The sequence below is a fragment of the Pectobacterium odoriferum genome (genome assembly GCF_009931295.1).
GTDB classification, from domain to species: domain Bacteria; phylum Pseudomonadota; class Gammaproteobacteria; order Enterobacterales; family Enterobacteriaceae; genus Pectobacterium; species Pectobacterium odoriferum.
Genome location: NZ_CP034938.1, coordinates 941,712 through 956,659 on the forward strand (window position 1 = coordinate 941,712; position 14,948 = coordinate 956,659).

Here is a 14,948-nt window from a genome sequence, read left to right on the forward strand (position 1 = left end):
GATGATTTTTTATAAGTTTCTCCTTTTAGGGAAATGCGTTTCTGCTATGGTTTTTTATCAGGTTATTTTTCAGAGAACGATGAATGTGACGAATTGATTTGTATCAGATTACGAGTCTTTTAGGCGAGGATAAACAGGGTGATGAATGAATAGGTCTCTTTTTTTGCAACAAATAAAAACGTTAGTGCTTATTTTACACTAACGTTTATGCAACATAATAATGAAAAATCTATTCTATCGATGGTAATAAAGTATTAGGGTTTTAGGTGCTTATCAAGAAAGCGCACGGTAATTTTCATAATTTCCGGTTGCAGCCAATGTGGCCCACCGTGACCTGCTCCTTTAACGCTGTAGTAGGTCGATTCGATCTTTTTCTCTGTCAGTGCTTGATGCAGCCTCTCGGTTTGGCGTGGAGAAACATTGGTATCGTTCGTGCCGTGCATAATCAGGAATGGAGGCGTCGCGCTGCTGATAAAGTTAATAGGGTTAGCGGCGGCAGCTTTTTCAGGGTAGCGGGTGATTGCGCCTCCTTCATTAAATACCGACGTGCCATTGACCCAGATAGCCTCTGTCGAAGAAGGCGATGCGTGTTTCTGGACGATATCATCAGGAAAACCTTCACCAACGAGCGTCAGGTCGGATAAGCCATAGAAATCAATCACGGCCTGAACATCACTGCTTTGATCGAGATTATCGCCTTTGTCATAGTCCTTTGAACCATTTGTCGTGCCGGCAAATGCTGCCAAATACCCTCCCGCAGAAGCGCCGAAAACAGCAGTATGTTGCCCGTCAATACCGAATTTTTTCGCATTAGCGCGCAGATAACGAATGGCGGATTTGACATCTTCCAGCGGAGAGGGAAAAAGCACGATGGGAGCGACACGATATTCCATACTGGCAACCACATACCCGGCTTCGGCAAGGTTAAGGCGCTGTTGCAGGTAATTATCTTTATTGGCATTAACGAATCCACCACCGGTAATGAATAGTACGACGGGAAGCGCTTTTTTCGCTTCGGGCTGAAGAATATCCATTTTTAATGCGACGTTAGGATAGCCTTGCACCGATACCTGAGAGTAAACGACATCGGAGATTAACTTCACTGACGCCGTTTCTTGCTTGACGGTGATTTCATGTTGGTTCTGTGACGCATTGATGGCGGTTGAACCTATCAGCGTCAGCGATGCTAATACTATTTTTGCTGTTTTCGGATAGTGCATACTTTCAGTCCTTTGTTAGAAGTATGTAAATTAGTGAGGTTTGTGAAGAACTATGTTGAGTTTGTAAAAATAACATTAATAAATATTTATTAATATGGAGTGCTCTGTCTTAAACTAATAAATTATTTCCTCATTGATAATAAGTTGACTATATCTACTATTAACGCTATTTCTCATTAATTAAATGTGCATCTAATCACATTTGATTATTTACAAATTACTATAATTGTCATTGTGGATGATTATAACCGAGAATGTTGATGTGTAATATAAAACATGTTTAGCATAAAGCGTGTGATTTATTATCAGGAACTCATCCGAGTCGGGAGTTTCACTAAGGCGGCGAAGGCGCTGAATATCTCTCAGGCTTTCTTGTCACAGGAGATCGCGCGCCTGGAGATTGAAACGGAAAGAAAACTGATTAACCGAACCACCCGGCAGTTTTCTCTGACGCCGTTCGGGGAGATCTTTGCTGACAAAATTCAGGGGATGATTAAAGAGCATTATGAGCTGGAACAGTTCGTCAGCAGCTATGAAGAAAGCACGGATGGCGCGCTACTGGTTGGTGTGATCCCGATTTTTAACCGTCTGGCTCACTACAATATGTTCAACCTGTTTCAGAAGGCCTATCCCAATATCGATATCTCTTTCATTGACGGCGTAAGCACCGATTTACTGGAAAGGGTGCGCAATGGCGAGATCCACCTGTCTTTCTCGACGCCTTTTGATGAGTACCTGAACGATCCGTTGTTTCATCACACCATTTGTCAGATCGATGACATTGTTGCGGTGATGGCAAGGTCGCACCCGCTTGCCGACAGTAAGATGCTTAGCTTGCCGCAACTGGTAAAAGAAAAGCTGATCGTGCCGCAGAAAGGGACGGGGGAACATGCCGCCGTTTCGGAATCCTTCACTCGACAGGGCATCAACCCCAGCTACTTTCGCGAATGCAGTAATATGGACATCATTATGGATCTGGTGATCAACCTGTCCGGCGTGGTCTTCCTCTGTTCGTCTGTCGCTAAAAGCCTGACTGCTTACGACGTCGCGGTGATTCCGCTGGGAGAACAACTGAAAAGGACATTTGCCATTAGCTATCTGAAGCGCAGCACGAACATTCCCATGGTGCGCCTGTTTCTGGATTTCCTGCAAGATTACAACAGCAAGTCCGTTCGGTAGCGCGCTTCCCTTGTTTGGAAGGTGCAGATCGCCTGATAGTTGGCCCCTCGATTGGCTTGAGTTGAACGTTTTTTAATCACGAAGTGAGAGGGTATATAAATCAGTTAGATACATAATCCATGTGTAGTGCCAAGCTACGCTACTTTGAATCTTTAAATAGCGGAAGTCCTTGGGATTTTCTCCATTCAACGATAGTGTTCAGAATGCCCTCCGGGGAATCATCTTCACCCTCATTAGGGTAATAGATAACATCTGAAACTGTTGGATATTCGGTGATGTTAATCAAATGCTCCATTAAATAATCTTGATATTCATCCCCTCCATTGGCGTCACATATTTCAGTAATCAGGCTAAGAAATTCATCTTTCGTATATTCTGAGAATTTGTTTTTTAACTTCATAACTATCACCTACCGAATAGAGTGAATGCTGACATGATTTTTTGGGGTTGTAACTCTAATATTATCAACATTATATACATCCCCACCTTCTGATACTAATTCCACATGATGTAATTCAAATGAACGCCGCTTTCCTGCCTGTTCTGTCGTAATCGTTCGAGGCGAAAGTCCTTTTTTCATTCTGCTTATATTATTCTTGCTGAATTGCACCATTAATTCAGGACACTCTGCCACGGCTAACCAAAATGCTTCCCTAAAATCATCAAAGCGTTCAAATTTTTGCCCTCTCAGTTTATCTGCAACCTGAGCAGGGACTGGCGCGCCTAGTCCTGAACTGGCGGCTTCCAGCCATTTACCTCCATCACTTAATACCTCACCTTTTCCTGTCACGGTTCCAGGTTTATCCCGTGCAGATTGCAGATAAACATAGATTGGTTTTATCTCTGACCCATCAGGGAATACTAAGATCCAGTCATTAAAATCATGCTCATCTATTGCAGGAAACGGTAGCGTGGTCGTTTCTATTTCATTCTCGGGGATAGGGTAGATCAGGATGGTTGGTTGACTGATGGGGTTTACCGGGCTTCCGGTATCCGTGACAGGCTCTGATCCATCAGGCTGTTCTGGTGTCCATGTGATGGTCGGGCCATCTAAGCTGGGCGCGGGTGTGAAGGTATAGCCCTGAATCTTCGCATCCCACACCATGTTGGCAACGCGAACGCCTTCATAGCGTGTTCCTTCCCCCGTATGAACACCATAGACCTGCATCCTGCCATGAATATCAGGACGCCAGAAAAACCGGACGCGTGTTGTTGCCGTTTCGCCCGCCCAGCCTTTACGCCGTAGCTCATCTTCCAGCCAGTGTTCATCTCGTCCTGGAACCTTATCACTGCCTTCCCCCACAGACGGGATATAGAGCGCGGAGGCTAATGCGCCAATATACGGCACACTTCTTGCCGCACTCAGCATGCCACCTAGAGACCATTCTCCCCAGACTTGTGTCATGACTCCCGTCGCGGCCAGTAAGCCGACATCTGCACTGGCGACGGGTTCTTTCTGTTTCTCTGCGACTACTGAGTCAATAAGCGGTTTGGTAATGGGGACTGGGGAAAGCGTTTTGCCATCAGCAGCGACCAACAAATCAAACAGGGTCTTATACCAGGGTTCTTGTGGGAGAGGTTTGGGAGAAGATGGCTTAGGTGAAGGTGTTGCGGCTTCTGATACCGCTGGTTTCTTCTTCGCAGCCTGTGCACGTTGCACGATTTCATGCGCATTACTTGCAGCATGATAACCATAGCCACAGCAATCGTCTTGTTCGGGCTGAGCAAACAGCACCATGTCCCCGAAATTTTCGACCGGCTCTTTTTCCGTCTTTGCACGAATACAGCTTTTATCTTGTAAACAAGATTTGGCGTAAACACGAGGAACGGTCAGCATCGGTGTTAATGCCAGCACCGGCGCACGGCTTAAGGCTGCCTGTTTAGCGCAGTCCTGAACCGGAGATTTATACGGCGTATCGCCAATAATAACGTTGCTACTGCCGGAAATAATCACACCACCACAATTGATGCTATCTCCAATACGCGCAGCAGGCTTGCCGTTAATAATGACGCTGGATGAGCCTTCGGCTATTTTTCGGGAATGGAGACCATGTGGCGCATTGGGGCAGGGGCAATCATGAAATAGAACCGCATCGCCTTTACGGGCAGCAGGCTGACCATTAATGATCACGTCAGGGCTGCCTTCGGTTATCGGTGTTTCAGGGAAGCAATCGTGACCACTTCCGATATCATTAAGACGGGCAGCACCCGGCATCGTCATTTTCCTTTGACAGTAAAACAATCCTTTTGATAGCTGAATGTTGGGCGTTTTTTAGGGGAGATTCAATACCGGAACCGCTACCAGCCTCGCATATAGTGGCGCGAGCATTGACCGCACAAGCTGCCGCCTATCTTTTATCTCCCCTCGGCGCACTCCGGTTTCTCTTCCCTCTCTTCATGAATTTTAGATAAATGTTGCAAATGTGAATAAATGTGAGGTGATTCAAATTATCTCGATTAATATACTTGTATGGTAGTCAGCATAAACGAATGGCTACATGCACAGAAGGATAAGTAACGTGAAGATTGTCAGCGCTGAAGTGTTTGTCACCTGCCCGGGACGGAACTTTGTCACCCTGAAAATTACGACAGATAGCGGATTAACCGGCCTCGGCGATGCGACGCTCAACGGGCGTGAGCTGCCGGTCGCCTCTTACCTCAAAGATCATGTGTGTCCGCAGCTGATTGGCCGCGATGCGCACCAGATCGAAGATATTTGGCAGTATTTCTACAAAGGCGCGTACTGGCGTCGTGGCCCGGTGACGATGTCTGCCATTTCGGCAGTCGACACCGCGCTGTGGGATATCAAAGCCAAAGCCGCCAACATGCCGCTCTACCAGCTTCTGGGCGGCGCATCGCGTACGGGCGTCATGGTGTATTGCCACACCACGGGCCACTCGATTGATGAAGTGCTGGATGATTACGCTAAGCATCGCGATGAGGGCTTCAAGGCGATTCGCGTACAGTGCGGCGTGCCCGGTATGAAAACCACCTACGGCATGGCGAAAGGCAAAGGGCTGGCGTATGAGCCGGCGACGAAAGGTAACTTACCGGAAGAGCAGCTGTGGTCGACGGAAAAATACCTCGATTTCACGCCGAAACTGTTTGAAGCAGTGCGCGACAAATTTGGCTTCAACGAGCACATGCTGCACGACATGCACCACCGCCTGACGCCGATTGAAGCGGCGCGCTTTGGCAAAAGCATTGAGGACTATCGTCTGTTCTGGATGGAAGACCCGACGCCTGCGGAAAATCAGGAGTGCTTCCGTTTAATCCGTCAGCACACGGTTACGCCGATTGCAGTGGGTGAAGTCTTTAACAGCATCTGGGATTGCAAACAGCTGATCGAAGAACAGCTTATCGACTACATCCGCACCACGATTACCCACGCGGGCGGGATTACCGGCATGCGTCGCATCGCCGACTTTGCCTCGCTCTATCAGGTGCGTACCGGTTCGCACGGGCCGTCGGACCTGTCGCCTATCTGCATGGCGGCGGCGCTGCATTTTGACCTCTGGGTGCCAAACTTCGGCGTGCAGGAATACATGGGTTACTCGGAGCAAATGCTGGAAGTATTCCCGCATAACTGGACATTCGATAACGGCTACATGCACCCAGGCGAAAAACCGGGGTTAGGCATTGAGTTCGATGAAAAGCTGGCGGCCAAATACCCCTATGACCCCGCTTATCTGCCGGTTGCCCGTCTGGAAGACGGCACGTTGTGGAACTGGTAAGAGTGGAATAGGTAATCAGAGGCCAAAATATGAAAAGCATTGTGATACAGCAGCCGAATGCGCTGGTGATTGAAGAACGTCCTATTCCGCAGCCCGCAGCAGGTGAAGTGCGGGTGAAGGTAAAGCTGGCAGGCATCTGCGGTTCGGACAGCCACATCTATCGCGGGCATAACCCCTTTGCCAAATACCCGCGCGTGATCGGGCATGAATTCTTCGGCGTGATTGAGGCGGTGGGTGAGGGCGTGGAGACATCACGTCTGGGCGAACGTGTCTCGGTCGACCCGGTAGTGAGCTGCGGCCACTGCTACCCTTGCTCAATCGGCAAGCCGAACGTCTGTACCTCGCTGGTGGTGCTGGGTGTGCACCGTGACGGCGGGTTCAGCGAGTACGCTGCCGTACCGGCGAAGAACGCGCACACCATCCCGGACGAGATTCCTGATGAGTTCGCGGTAATGGTGGAACCCTTCACGATTTCAGCCAACGTGACCGCACAGGTGAAGCCGACGGAGCAGGATATCGCCCTGATTTATGGCGCGGGACCGATGGGGTTGACCTCGGTTCAGGTGCTGAAAGGCGTGTTCAACGTGAAGGAAGTCATTGTCGTCGATCGCATTCCTGAACGTCTGGATATGGCATTACGCAGCGGAGCGGACAGGGTCATCAACAACGCATCGCTGTCATTAAAAGACGAGCTGGAAGCGCTGAATATCAAGCCTACGCTGATTGTTGATGCTGCCTGCCATCCGTCTATTTTGCAGGAAGCGATTACGATTGCGTCTCCTGCGGCACGCATCGCCATCATGGGTTTTTCCAGCGAGCCTTGTCAGGTCAGCCAACAGGGAATAACCAGCAAAGAGATCTCCATTTTCTCATCGCGCTTGAATGCCAATAAATTCCCCATCGTGATTGAGTGGCTGAAAGCGAAACGTATCGACCCAGCAAAACTGATTACCCATCGGTTTGATTATCAGCAGGTGGTACAGGCGATTGAGGTCTTTGAAAAAGATCAAAAACGCTGCTGTAAAGTCCTGCTGACGTTTAATGATGCATGACACGTTATTAACAACAGGGGATATATACCCTAAATAATTCGAGTTGCATGAAGGCGGCAACCGCGCGAGTCCCCAGGAGCTTACATAAGTAAGTGACTGGGGTGAGTAAGGGCAGCCAACGCACAAGCAACGTGAAGTATGACGGGTATAAAAGGAAAAATTATATCGACTACAGAATAATATAATGATTCCTTTGAAGTAATTATTTCTCTCTTAATCACTCCAGATCGTCAATAACGGACTGGAGTGGATTGCGACACCATGATGAACGGTAATTTTACTTACTGTGCTCTACCATAATTACAAATCGTCGAGAGTATATATGAATACGCAAATAGCATCTGGACAAGATAAGCCTGTAAGAAGTACCAAGGATTTAGTCAAGGCGGCAGTATCCGGCTGGCTGGGCACCGCATTAGAATTCATGGATTTCCAACTGTATTCGCTCGGTGCAGCATTGGTTTTCCATGAAATATTCTTCCCTGAACAATCGGCGGCGATGGCGCTGATTCTGGCAATGGGAACCTACGGTGCAGGCTATGTCGCACGTATCGTCGGTGCCTTTATTTTCGGCCGTATGGGGGACTCCATCGGCAGAAAGAAAGTGCTCTTTATCACCATTACCATGATGGGGATCTGTACCACGTTAATTGGCGTGTTGCCGACCTACGCACAGATTGGTATTTTCGCGCCGATCTTGCTGGTGACCTTGCGTATCGTGCAGGGGTTAGGGGCGGGAGCCGAGATTTCCGGTGCTGGGACCATGCTGGCTGAATACGCGCCGAAAGGGAAACGTGGGATTATTTCCTCACTGGTGGCAATGGGTACCAACTGTGGCACGCTCAGTGCTACGGCTATCTGGGCCGTCATGTTTTTTGCCCTCTCAAGAGAAGAGCTACTGGCGTGGGGCTGGCGTGTACCGTTCCTGGCTAGCGTAGTCGTGATGATCTTCGCGATCTGGCTGCGTATGAACCTGAAAGAAAGCCCTGTATTTGAAAAAGTCAGTAATGATGTCTCTGGTACTGATGAGCCGTCACCTGCTCTGGTTGTTGAGCAAAGCGAGCAAAAATCAGTACTGTCCATGTTCAAAAGCAAAGCGTTTTGGCTAGCAACGGGATTACGTTTCGGACAGGCGGGAAATTCAGGGTTAATTCAGACTTTCCTTGCGGGGTATTTAGTCCAAACGCTCTTGTTCAATAAATCTATTCCTACCGACGCATTGATGATCAGCTCCATTATCGGTTTTATCACGATTCCATTATTAGGCTGGCTCTCGGATAAAATTGGTCGCCGCGTACCGTATATTATTCTGAATATCTCGGCGATATTGTTAGCCTACCCGATGCTCTCTCTTATCGTCGATAAAGAGAATAGCGTTAACGTGATTGTCGTCAGTATTATCATTATTCATAACTTCGCGGTGCTGGGATTATTTGCGCTGGAAAACATCACCATGGCGGAAATATTCGGTGGACGCAGCCGCTTTACGCAAATGGCGATTGCCAAAGAAACGGGTGGTCTGGTTGCCGTTGGTTTTGGTCCGGTGTTAGCGGGTATTTTCTGCAACATGACGGGTTCATGGTGGCCGATTGTCGTGATGATGATTGCTTACTCGGTGATTGGTTTATTCGCGGCTATCTGTATGCCGGAAGTGAAAGACCGTGACTTGGATGCATTAGACGACGCGGTATAACAGAACACCACAGCGCTCCTGTTTGCGGAGCGAAAACGGGGATAATGGGATAGAAGAGTAAAGCGTTTGCGCCATGGATGGCGCAATCCGAGCGTACAGGGATGTATTCACAGCGTCTTTACGATCTACCCATTATCCCCGTTCCTCTCAGGTTTCCAGCAGTTGACGTATTTTTTGAATCACCTATCAGGGATAACGATGAGTATCAGTGAATTTTCCACTCTTAAATCGCAGGTTGTGGTGCCGCGTTACGACCGACGCCTGCTAAAAACACGTATTGCGCATATTGGCTTTGGCGCATTCCACCGGGCGCATCAGGCGGTCTGTGCCGATAAGCTGGCGGCGGAGCACGGTAGCGACTGGGGCTATTGCGAAATCAACCTGATTGGCGGCGAGCAGCAGATTGAAGCCATTCGCCAGCAGGATTTGCTATGGTCGGTTTCCGAAATGGCGGACAGCGGCTGGAATAGCCGGGTCATTGGCGTAGCAACCCACGCGCTGCATGCGGAAGTCGAAGGTATCGACGCCGTGCTGGAAGCGCTAAGCGCGCCGGATATCGCCATTGTGTCGATTACCGTCACGGAGAAAGGCTATTGCCACCATCCAGCGACGGGACAGCTGAATAGTGAACATCCGCTGATTTGCCACGATCTGGGGTTACCCGCAGAACCACGCTCCCTGCCCGGTGTGATTCTGGCTGCCATCAAACGCAGACGGGAACGCCAGCTACCGGCATTCAGCGTGATGTCCTGCGACAATATGCCGGAAAATGGGCACGTCACGCGCAATGTGATTGTGCAACTGGCCGAGTTGCAGGATGTCGAACTGGCGCGCTGGATTGAAGAGCACGTCACCTTTCCGTCCACGATGGTGGACAGGATTGTTCCGGCTATCACCGAGGAAACGCTGGAGACGATTCAGGGGCAGCTAGGTGTCGTCGATCCTGCGGGGATCGCCTGTGAACCGTTCTTCCAGTGGGTGGTTGAAGATAACTTCGTCAACGGCCGTCCTGCGTGGGAAAAAGCGGGCGCGGAGCTGGTGCAGGATGTCCTGCCGTTTGAGGAAATGAAGCTGCGTATGCTGAACGGCAGCCACTCGTTTCTGGCGTATCTGGGCTACCTGGCTGGCTACCAGCATATCAGCGAGTGTATGCAGGACAGCGAACTGGTTGCGGCGGCGCATCATCTGATGCTGCGTGAACAGGCACCGACGCTGCGTACACAGGGAGTCGATCTCGCCGCCTATGCGGATGCGCTGTTGGATCGCTATCGCAACCGGGCGCTAAAACACCGTACCTGGCAGATTGCGATGGACGGTTCGCAGAAATTGCCACAGCGGATGTTGGATTCGATCCGCTGGCATCTGGCTCGCGGCAGCCGTTTTGATGCGCTGGCGCTTGGCGTGGCAGGGTGGATGCGCTATGTCGGCGGCGTGGATGAGCAAGGAAAACCGATTGAAATTAGCGATCCGCTGAAAGACTTGATCGCGGAAACGGTGCAACGTAGCCCAGAAGGTGAAAGCCGAGTCGCTGCGCTGCTGACGCTGACGGCGATTTTTGGTGAGGACTTACCGAAGAATCCTGTCTTTGTCGATGCAGTGACGCAGCACTACCTGTCGCTGTTAGCGAAGGGCGTGAAAGGAACATTGCAGGATACCGACTGGTAGGATGAAAGTGCGGCGGCGACGGCCGTCGCGTGACTACATTAGATAGCCATAATCATAAAGCAACACAGGATGAGGCGAGTGCCGACAATGCCTTATCCTGTGTCTCCCGATCTCACCCCCCACGACAGGCGTTGTAACACTGACACTCGCTGCGCTAAGCGTGTATCATAAGCGGTAAATTTCTCGGGTAAGCACAGCGGCATGGACACCTCTTTTCAGATCAACAACAACGAACCAGTCAACCAGCAAATTTATCGCGTACTGCGCAAGGACATTGTGGAATGCAATATTCCGCCAGGTAAACTGCTGTCTGAAAAAGAAATTTCCGTGCGTTTTGACGTGTCCCGCCAGCCGGTCAGAGAGGCTTTTATCAAGCTGGCAGAGGCCGGACTGGTGCAAATTATGCCGCAGCGCGGCACGTTTGTGATGAAAATCTCCGAGCAGCGCGTGGCGGATGCCCGCTTTATCCGTCAAGCGCTGGAGTGCGCGATTGTGCGCCGGGCGGCAGAAATGGTGACGGAAGAACAGCTGCTGACGCTGGAGCACAACTTACGCCGTCAGGAACTGGCCGCGCAGAATGAGCAGGTGCGTGAGTTTCTCAGCCTTGACGACAGCTTCCATCAGCTTCTGACGCAGATTGCCAACTGTCCGCTGGCGTGGGAAACCATCGAGTCGATTAAAGCGACGATGGACCGCGTACGTTTTCTCAGCCTGAGCCAGGTTTCTCCGCCACCCAGCCTGATCCAACAGCACTATCTTATCTTTAGCGCCCTGAAAGCACGCGATCCTGATGCCGCAGAAAAAGCGATTCGTGAGCATTTGCAGGAAATGATCTATTCGATCACGCCGATTGCGCAACAGAATAGCGACTGGTTCGAGCACGCCTGAGTGTGTTGACTTGAGTGCGTTGAACAGTGGCTTCCACCGTTTCCGGTGGAAGCTATGCTGAAAGCGATTTCAAGATTATTGTAGTGGCTGTGGCAGGGTAATCACCCACAGTTCATTATCGGCTTCTGGCTTCTCCAACGGTTTGATGGCTAACGTCGTCTCGACCGCCTTGCCATCTCGCGTCAGTTTTCCATCGGCAGTAACCTGATAGTCGTCCGCTTTATCTTTTGCTTTCACTGGGGATTGCAGTACAGATTGCAGGCCAAAGTCGTTGTCGTTAATGACGGCCAGCGTTTGCTTATCGACCAGCGCCAGACCTTCCACTTTCTCCTGCTGCCAGCCAAGCTTACGCAGATCCACCAGCTCCTGCTTATGCGCCAGCGTAATGCCGCGTTTTTCCAACTGGGCGAGATCGTCAAATTCCGGCGATTTGCCATCGGCATCGAACGGTGTCAGATCGCTCGCCTTGCTGAGATCGACCAGATAGATGCGGTTCTGCATCTGCTTGTCTTTGTCCGCGCCTTGCTCGACCAGCAGAATGCGCTGATTATCCAGCGCCACGATATCGCCGATCTTGGCATCTTTCGCTTTCTTATAGCTGTCGATGTTGATGGGGTAGCCCACCATGCGGCTGGTTTTGGTTTCTGGGTTAAACATCACCAGACGCGTAAACTGCGCTTTGTTTTTGCTTTTGCTGTCGATATCCAGCGTGCTTTGTACGGCCATGACGATCGTGCCATCCGGCAAGCGAGTCAGGCCTTCAAAACCCCGATTCGGCTGACGCCATTTGATGATATTCGGTAAGCCACTGGCAACCGAGTGCTCATTGCCCGCAGGCGTCGGCCCGAATTTTTGCAGGATCTTCCCGCTGGCATCAACGTGAATCAGGAACGGGCCGTATTCGTCACACAGCCAGAAGCCGCCTTTGCCATCCGGCGTAACGCCTTCGGTATCGAGCCCACGTTGGCTGGTACTGAGCGGTTGTAGCGCGTCGTTCAGCGCCACTTCATTGGTGGTGCCAATAAAGTTCCCTGGCAGCGGCAGGCCAGTGATATTGCCCTCGGCATCGTGTAGCGGGCGGGCGTTGATCGCCTCGGCGGCTTTCGCGCTGACCCGAATATCCATCATCAGCGGCGCGTAATCGGGGCTGGCAAAGATCTTGGCCTCTTTCTCACCGACCAGCGGTGCATCGGCATTTGGGCCGCGATCGGTGACGGTGGTGAACATCAGGTCGTCACCCTGTTTGCCAGTAAAATAGAGGCCGGAGCCAATGCCGACAGGCAAACCGTTGGGGAAGCTCTTGGCGAATTTGCCCTGATATGCAACATGATCGCTGGCCGGGAAGGTAACGACGTAGCGTGTTACTTTTTCTCCTTCGGCCTGCGCGCTGAACGGCAGAAATCCGGCAACCAGCAGTGCTAACAACGTGTGTTTCATGCTATTCCCCATCAATGTCATTCGGGTAGTGGCGACGGTGCGGTGACCGTGCCGCCTGTCGTGGATGAAGTGATACCGCCCGGATTGGGCCGCGGATAATCATAATCAATGCGCAAAGGATGCGCGTACTCGCTGTTCCACAGTTGTGTATAGAGCATGTCCACCCGCTGTGCCATCGCTGGGTTCTGAATCACCATCTCCAGATTGCGCGAGTTATCCAGATAACCGCCGCTCCAGTTGCTGGTGCCTATCCAGGCTTTTTGGCTGTCGATGGTCATGATCTTACTGTGGATCACGCGGGCAAAAGGAATGAAGCCGCTGCTGGCTTGCGGTATTGAGACCGTTTTTATCTGGATGTTGGGTAGCACGGCCAGACTTTTCAGGTAGGCGATGTTCGGCATTTTGGTGCTCCATTCGGACACCATCAGCTCGATCTGGACGCCGCGTGCGGCGGCGGTGCGAATCGCGTTATCAATAACCGCGTAGTACGGGCGCGTTTTATCCGGACCGTAGGAGAGTGGGACGTAATCCATCACCTGAATGCGAACCTGCTGTTGGGCTTCGGCCAGCAAACGAGGGAGTTCTTCTTCGGAATCAATCACGCCAGCGGGATTGAACGCTTTGGGGCTGGCAACCAGATAGTTGCCCGAACGATCAGCGGGTTGCGTTGCTGCGGGCAGCGGCGCAACGGTTTCGCCGTGTGTCAGTCGCGCTTGTGCCTGCCAGTCTTGTTCGAAAATAGCGCTAATTTGATTAACCACGCGAGGATCGTCGATTAATAACCCCGTTTCGTGAATGTGCTCCAGCGCCCGCCAGTCAAGGTTTTGGCTGCCCATGTAGGCCTGCTTGCCATCAACCAGTAGGTATTTGGCATGCACAATACCGCCGCTCAGGCGTTCAAAGGGAATCACGCGCAGCTCCAGATTCGGAATCGTTTTGAGCTGTTCCAGCGTGTCCTGCGTGGAAATCTTTAGCCCTTTTTCTTCAAGCAGCAGGCGGATGCGCACGCCGCGTTCTCCGGCGGCACGCAGATGCTGTAAGACGTTATCGAAGCGTGTTCCAGCCTGATTAGCGACATAGAATTGGCCCAGTTCAATGGTGTGTTGCGCGTGATCAAACAGCGATATCCACACCGCATCGCTAGGGCGTAAATCGGGGGCGGTCAGCGTGGTTTCCACCGGGGCGTCATACACTAATTCATAGCCGGGAATGCGATAGCCGCTCGCGCTAGCGTCGGCATGGGCTGATGCACTCACAATAAACAATACGCCTCCTGTCAGCAGTGTGTTGATGCCATACTTCCAGCGCTGCCCCGGATGGATGAAACCACAACGATTAAGCATAGCGCTTCTCCGCCATCGCTTTGTCTGTCATGGAATTGTGTGTCACAGCAGGGCCCGCTTTCTGTTGGCGAGTATGCGGCATTCCGGCGCGAATCAGCAGGACTTTCAGCATTTCGTTGATGTGTTCCATTCGGCTTTGCAGGAAATTGTTCCCCAGCAGGCAAACCAGCGCGATGGCAATGCCCAGCCCGGTGGCGTACAGCGCGGTTCCCATGCCGGCGGAAACCTGGCTTGGGTCGGAGATTCCCGCAGCGGACAGCGCCTTAAAGGTTTCGATGATCCCCATGATGGTGCCGAGCAGCCCCAGTAACGGTGCTGCGGTGACGACGGTTTCCAGAACCCACAATCCGCGCGACAGTTGCGGCTTACTTTGCAGATACTGTGCGTCGATCAGGTCGTTAAGCGCATCGCGGTTTTCTGCCTGATGCGACTGTGCCAGAACCGGCGTGACGACGGTGATAGGCAGGCTGGGGCGCTGAGTCAGTGCGTCCGGCAGATCGTGAACGTGGCGAATATCCGCCGTCAGCGCGCGTTCCAGACGTTTGGCTTGCCGATGCGTATAGGAAAAGTAGAGACTGCGTTCGATGATGATCATCAGGGCGATCACCAGTGAGGCGTACATGACGTAGAAAATAATCTCGTGCAGCATATCGGCGTTCATGGCCTGATCCTTCTGTTGCCTTGTTGGGCATTGTTGGTGATGAGCGCCAGCACGGTGCTCCGTGCTGGCGTATTAC

The 14,948-nt window shown here is 51.4% G+C and carries 12 protein-coding genes; 6 read left to right on the forward strand and 6 right to left on the reverse strand.

Annotated elements, in window-relative coordinates; translation table 11 throughout:
* Positions 1-254: 254 nt before the first annotated feature.
* Positions 255-1,220, reverse strand: a complete 966-nt coding sequence (locus tag EO763_RS04240; RefSeq protein ID WP_161528189.1) for an alpha/beta hydrolase — start codon at positions 1,218-1,220, stop codon at positions 255-257.
* A 276-nt stretch (positions 1,221-1,496) separates the two neighbouring features.
* Between EO763_RS04240 and EO763_RS04245 the strand changes: the two genes are divergently transcribed.
* Entirely contained in the window at positions 1,497-2,399 is a 903-nt protein-coding gene (locus tag EO763_RS04245) for a LysR family transcriptional regulator (RefSeq protein ID WP_161528190.1), read from the forward strand.
* Positions 2,400-2,538: 139 nt separating this feature from the next.
* On the opposite strand, the gene EO763_RS04250 is transcribed toward EO763_RS04245, so the two are convergent.
* A complete protein-coding gene (locus EO763_RS04250; protein ID WP_161528191.1) occupies positions 2,539-2,799 on the reverse strand; it encodes a bacteriocin immunity protein in 261 nt (86 codons plus the stop codon).
* 9 nt (positions 2,800-2,808) lie between these two features.
* A complete protein-coding gene (locus EO763_RS04255; protein ID WP_161528192.1) occupies positions 2,809-4,614 on the reverse strand; it encodes a type VI secretion system PAAR protein in 1,806 nt (601 codons plus the stop codon).
* Positions 4,615-4,918: 304 nt separating this feature from the next.
* On the opposite strand from EO763_RS04255, the gene manD reads away from it, so the two are divergent.
* The 5 genes from manD to EO763_RS04280 all read left to right on the forward strand — a co-directional run bounded on the left by manD (position 4,919) and on the right by EO763_RS04280 (position 11,431).
* On the forward strand, positions 4,919-6,133 hold the full coding sequence (manD, locus tag EO763_RS04260; protein ID WP_039283781.1) for a D-mannonate dehydratase ManD: 1,215 nt from the start codon (positions 4,919-4,921) through the stop codon (positions 6,131-6,133).
* Positions 6,134-6,162: 29 nt separating this feature from the next.
* Positions 6,163-7,185, forward strand: coding sequence for a Zn-dependent oxidoreductase (locus EO763_RS04265; RefSeq protein WP_161528193.1), 1,023 nt, complete (start codon positions 6,163-6,165; stop codon positions 7,183-7,185).
* 322 nt (positions 7,186-7,507) lie between these two features.
* Positions 7,508-8,878 (forward strand): MFS transporter, encoded by a 1,371-nt coding sequence (locus EO763_RS04270; protein WP_161528194.1) that lies wholly within the window; start codon positions 7,508-7,510, stop codon positions 8,876-8,878.
* 198 nt (positions 8,879-9,076) lie between these two features.
* Positions 9,077-10,543, forward strand: coding sequence for a mannitol dehydrogenase family protein (locus EO763_RS04275; RefSeq protein WP_161528195.1), 1,467 nt, complete (start codon positions 9,077-9,079; stop codon positions 10,541-10,543).
* 201 nt (positions 10,544-10,744) lie between these two features.
* Complete coding sequence (locus tag EO763_RS04280) at positions 10,745-11,431, forward strand: GntR family transcriptional regulator (protein WP_044208044.1); 687 nt, start codon at positions 10,745-10,747, stop codon at positions 11,429-11,431.
* A gap of 75 nt (positions 11,432-11,506) precedes the next feature.
* On the opposite strand, the gene EO763_RS04285 is transcribed toward EO763_RS04280, so the two are convergent.
* The 3 genes from EO763_RS04285 to EO763_RS04295 are packed head-to-tail and all read right to left on the reverse strand — an operon-like array spanning position 11,507 to position 14,872.
* Positions 11,507-12,868, reverse strand: a complete 1,362-nt coding sequence (locus tag EO763_RS04285) for an esterase-like activity of phytase family protein (protein WP_161528196.1) — start codon at positions 12,866-12,868, stop codon at positions 11,507-11,509.
* Positions 12,869-12,885: 17 nt separating this feature from the next.
* Positions 12,886-14,211, reverse strand: coding sequence for a phospholipase D-like domain-containing protein (locus EO763_RS04290; RefSeq protein WP_208851984.1), 1,326 nt, complete (start codon positions 14,209-14,211; stop codon positions 12,886-12,888).
* Positions 14,204-14,872 (reverse strand): MotA/TolQ/ExbB proton channel family protein, encoded by a 669-nt coding sequence (locus tag EO763_RS04295; protein WP_161528197.1) that lies wholly within the window; start codon positions 14,870-14,872, stop codon positions 14,204-14,206. The genes EO763_RS04290 and EO763_RS04295 overlap by 8 nt, the downstream gene beginning before the upstream one ends.
* Positions 14,873-14,948: the final 76 nt, after the last annotated feature.

What these genes read in the sequence shown, in the direction of transcription:
- EO763_RS04240 (WP_161528189.1), bottom strand. Translation starts at nt 1,220, where the DNA reads ATGCACTATCCGAAAACAGCAAAAATAGTATTAGCATCGCTGACGCTG.
- EO763_RS04275 (WP_161528195.1), top strand. Translation starts at nt 9,077, where the DNA reads ATGAGTATCAGTGAATTTTCCACTCTTAAATCGCAGGTTGTGGTGCCG.
- EO763_RS04290 (WP_208851984.1), bottom strand. Translation starts at nt 14,211, where the DNA reads ATGCTTAATCGTTGTGGTTTCATCCATCCGGGGCAGCGCTGGAAGTAT.
- EO763_RS04285 (WP_161528196.1), bottom strand. Translation starts at nt 12,868, where the DNA reads ATGAAACACACGTTGTTAGCACTGCTGGTTGCCGGATTTCTGCCGTTC.
- EO763_RS04295 (WP_161528197.1), bottom strand. Translation starts at nt 14,872, where the DNA reads ATGAACGCCGATATGCTGCACGAGATTATTTTCTACGTCATGTACGCC.
- EO763_RS04280 (WP_044208044.1), top strand. Translation starts at nt 10,745, where the DNA reads ATGGACACCTCTTTTCAGATCAACAACAACGAACCAGTCAACCAGCAA.
- EO763_RS04265 (WP_161528193.1), top strand. Translation starts at nt 6,163, where the DNA reads ATGAAAAGCATTGTGATACAGCAGCCGAATGCGCTGGTGATTGAAGAA.
- EO763_RS04245 (WP_161528190.1), top strand. Translation starts at nt 1,497, where the DNA reads ATGTTTAGCATAAAGCGTGTGATTTATTATCAGGAACTCATCCGAGTC.
- EO763_RS04255 (WP_161528192.1), bottom strand. Translation starts at nt 4,614, where the DNA reads ATGCCGGGTGCTGCCCGTCTTAATGATATCGGAAGTGGTCACGATTGC.
- EO763_RS04270 (WP_161528194.1), top strand. Translation starts at nt 7,508, where the DNA reads ATGAATACGCAAATAGCATCTGGACAAGATAAGCCTGTAAGAAGTACC.
- EO763_RS04250 (WP_161528191.1), bottom strand. Translation starts at nt 2,799, where the DNA reads ATGAAGTTAAAAAACAAATTCTCAGAATATACGAAAGATGAATTTCTT.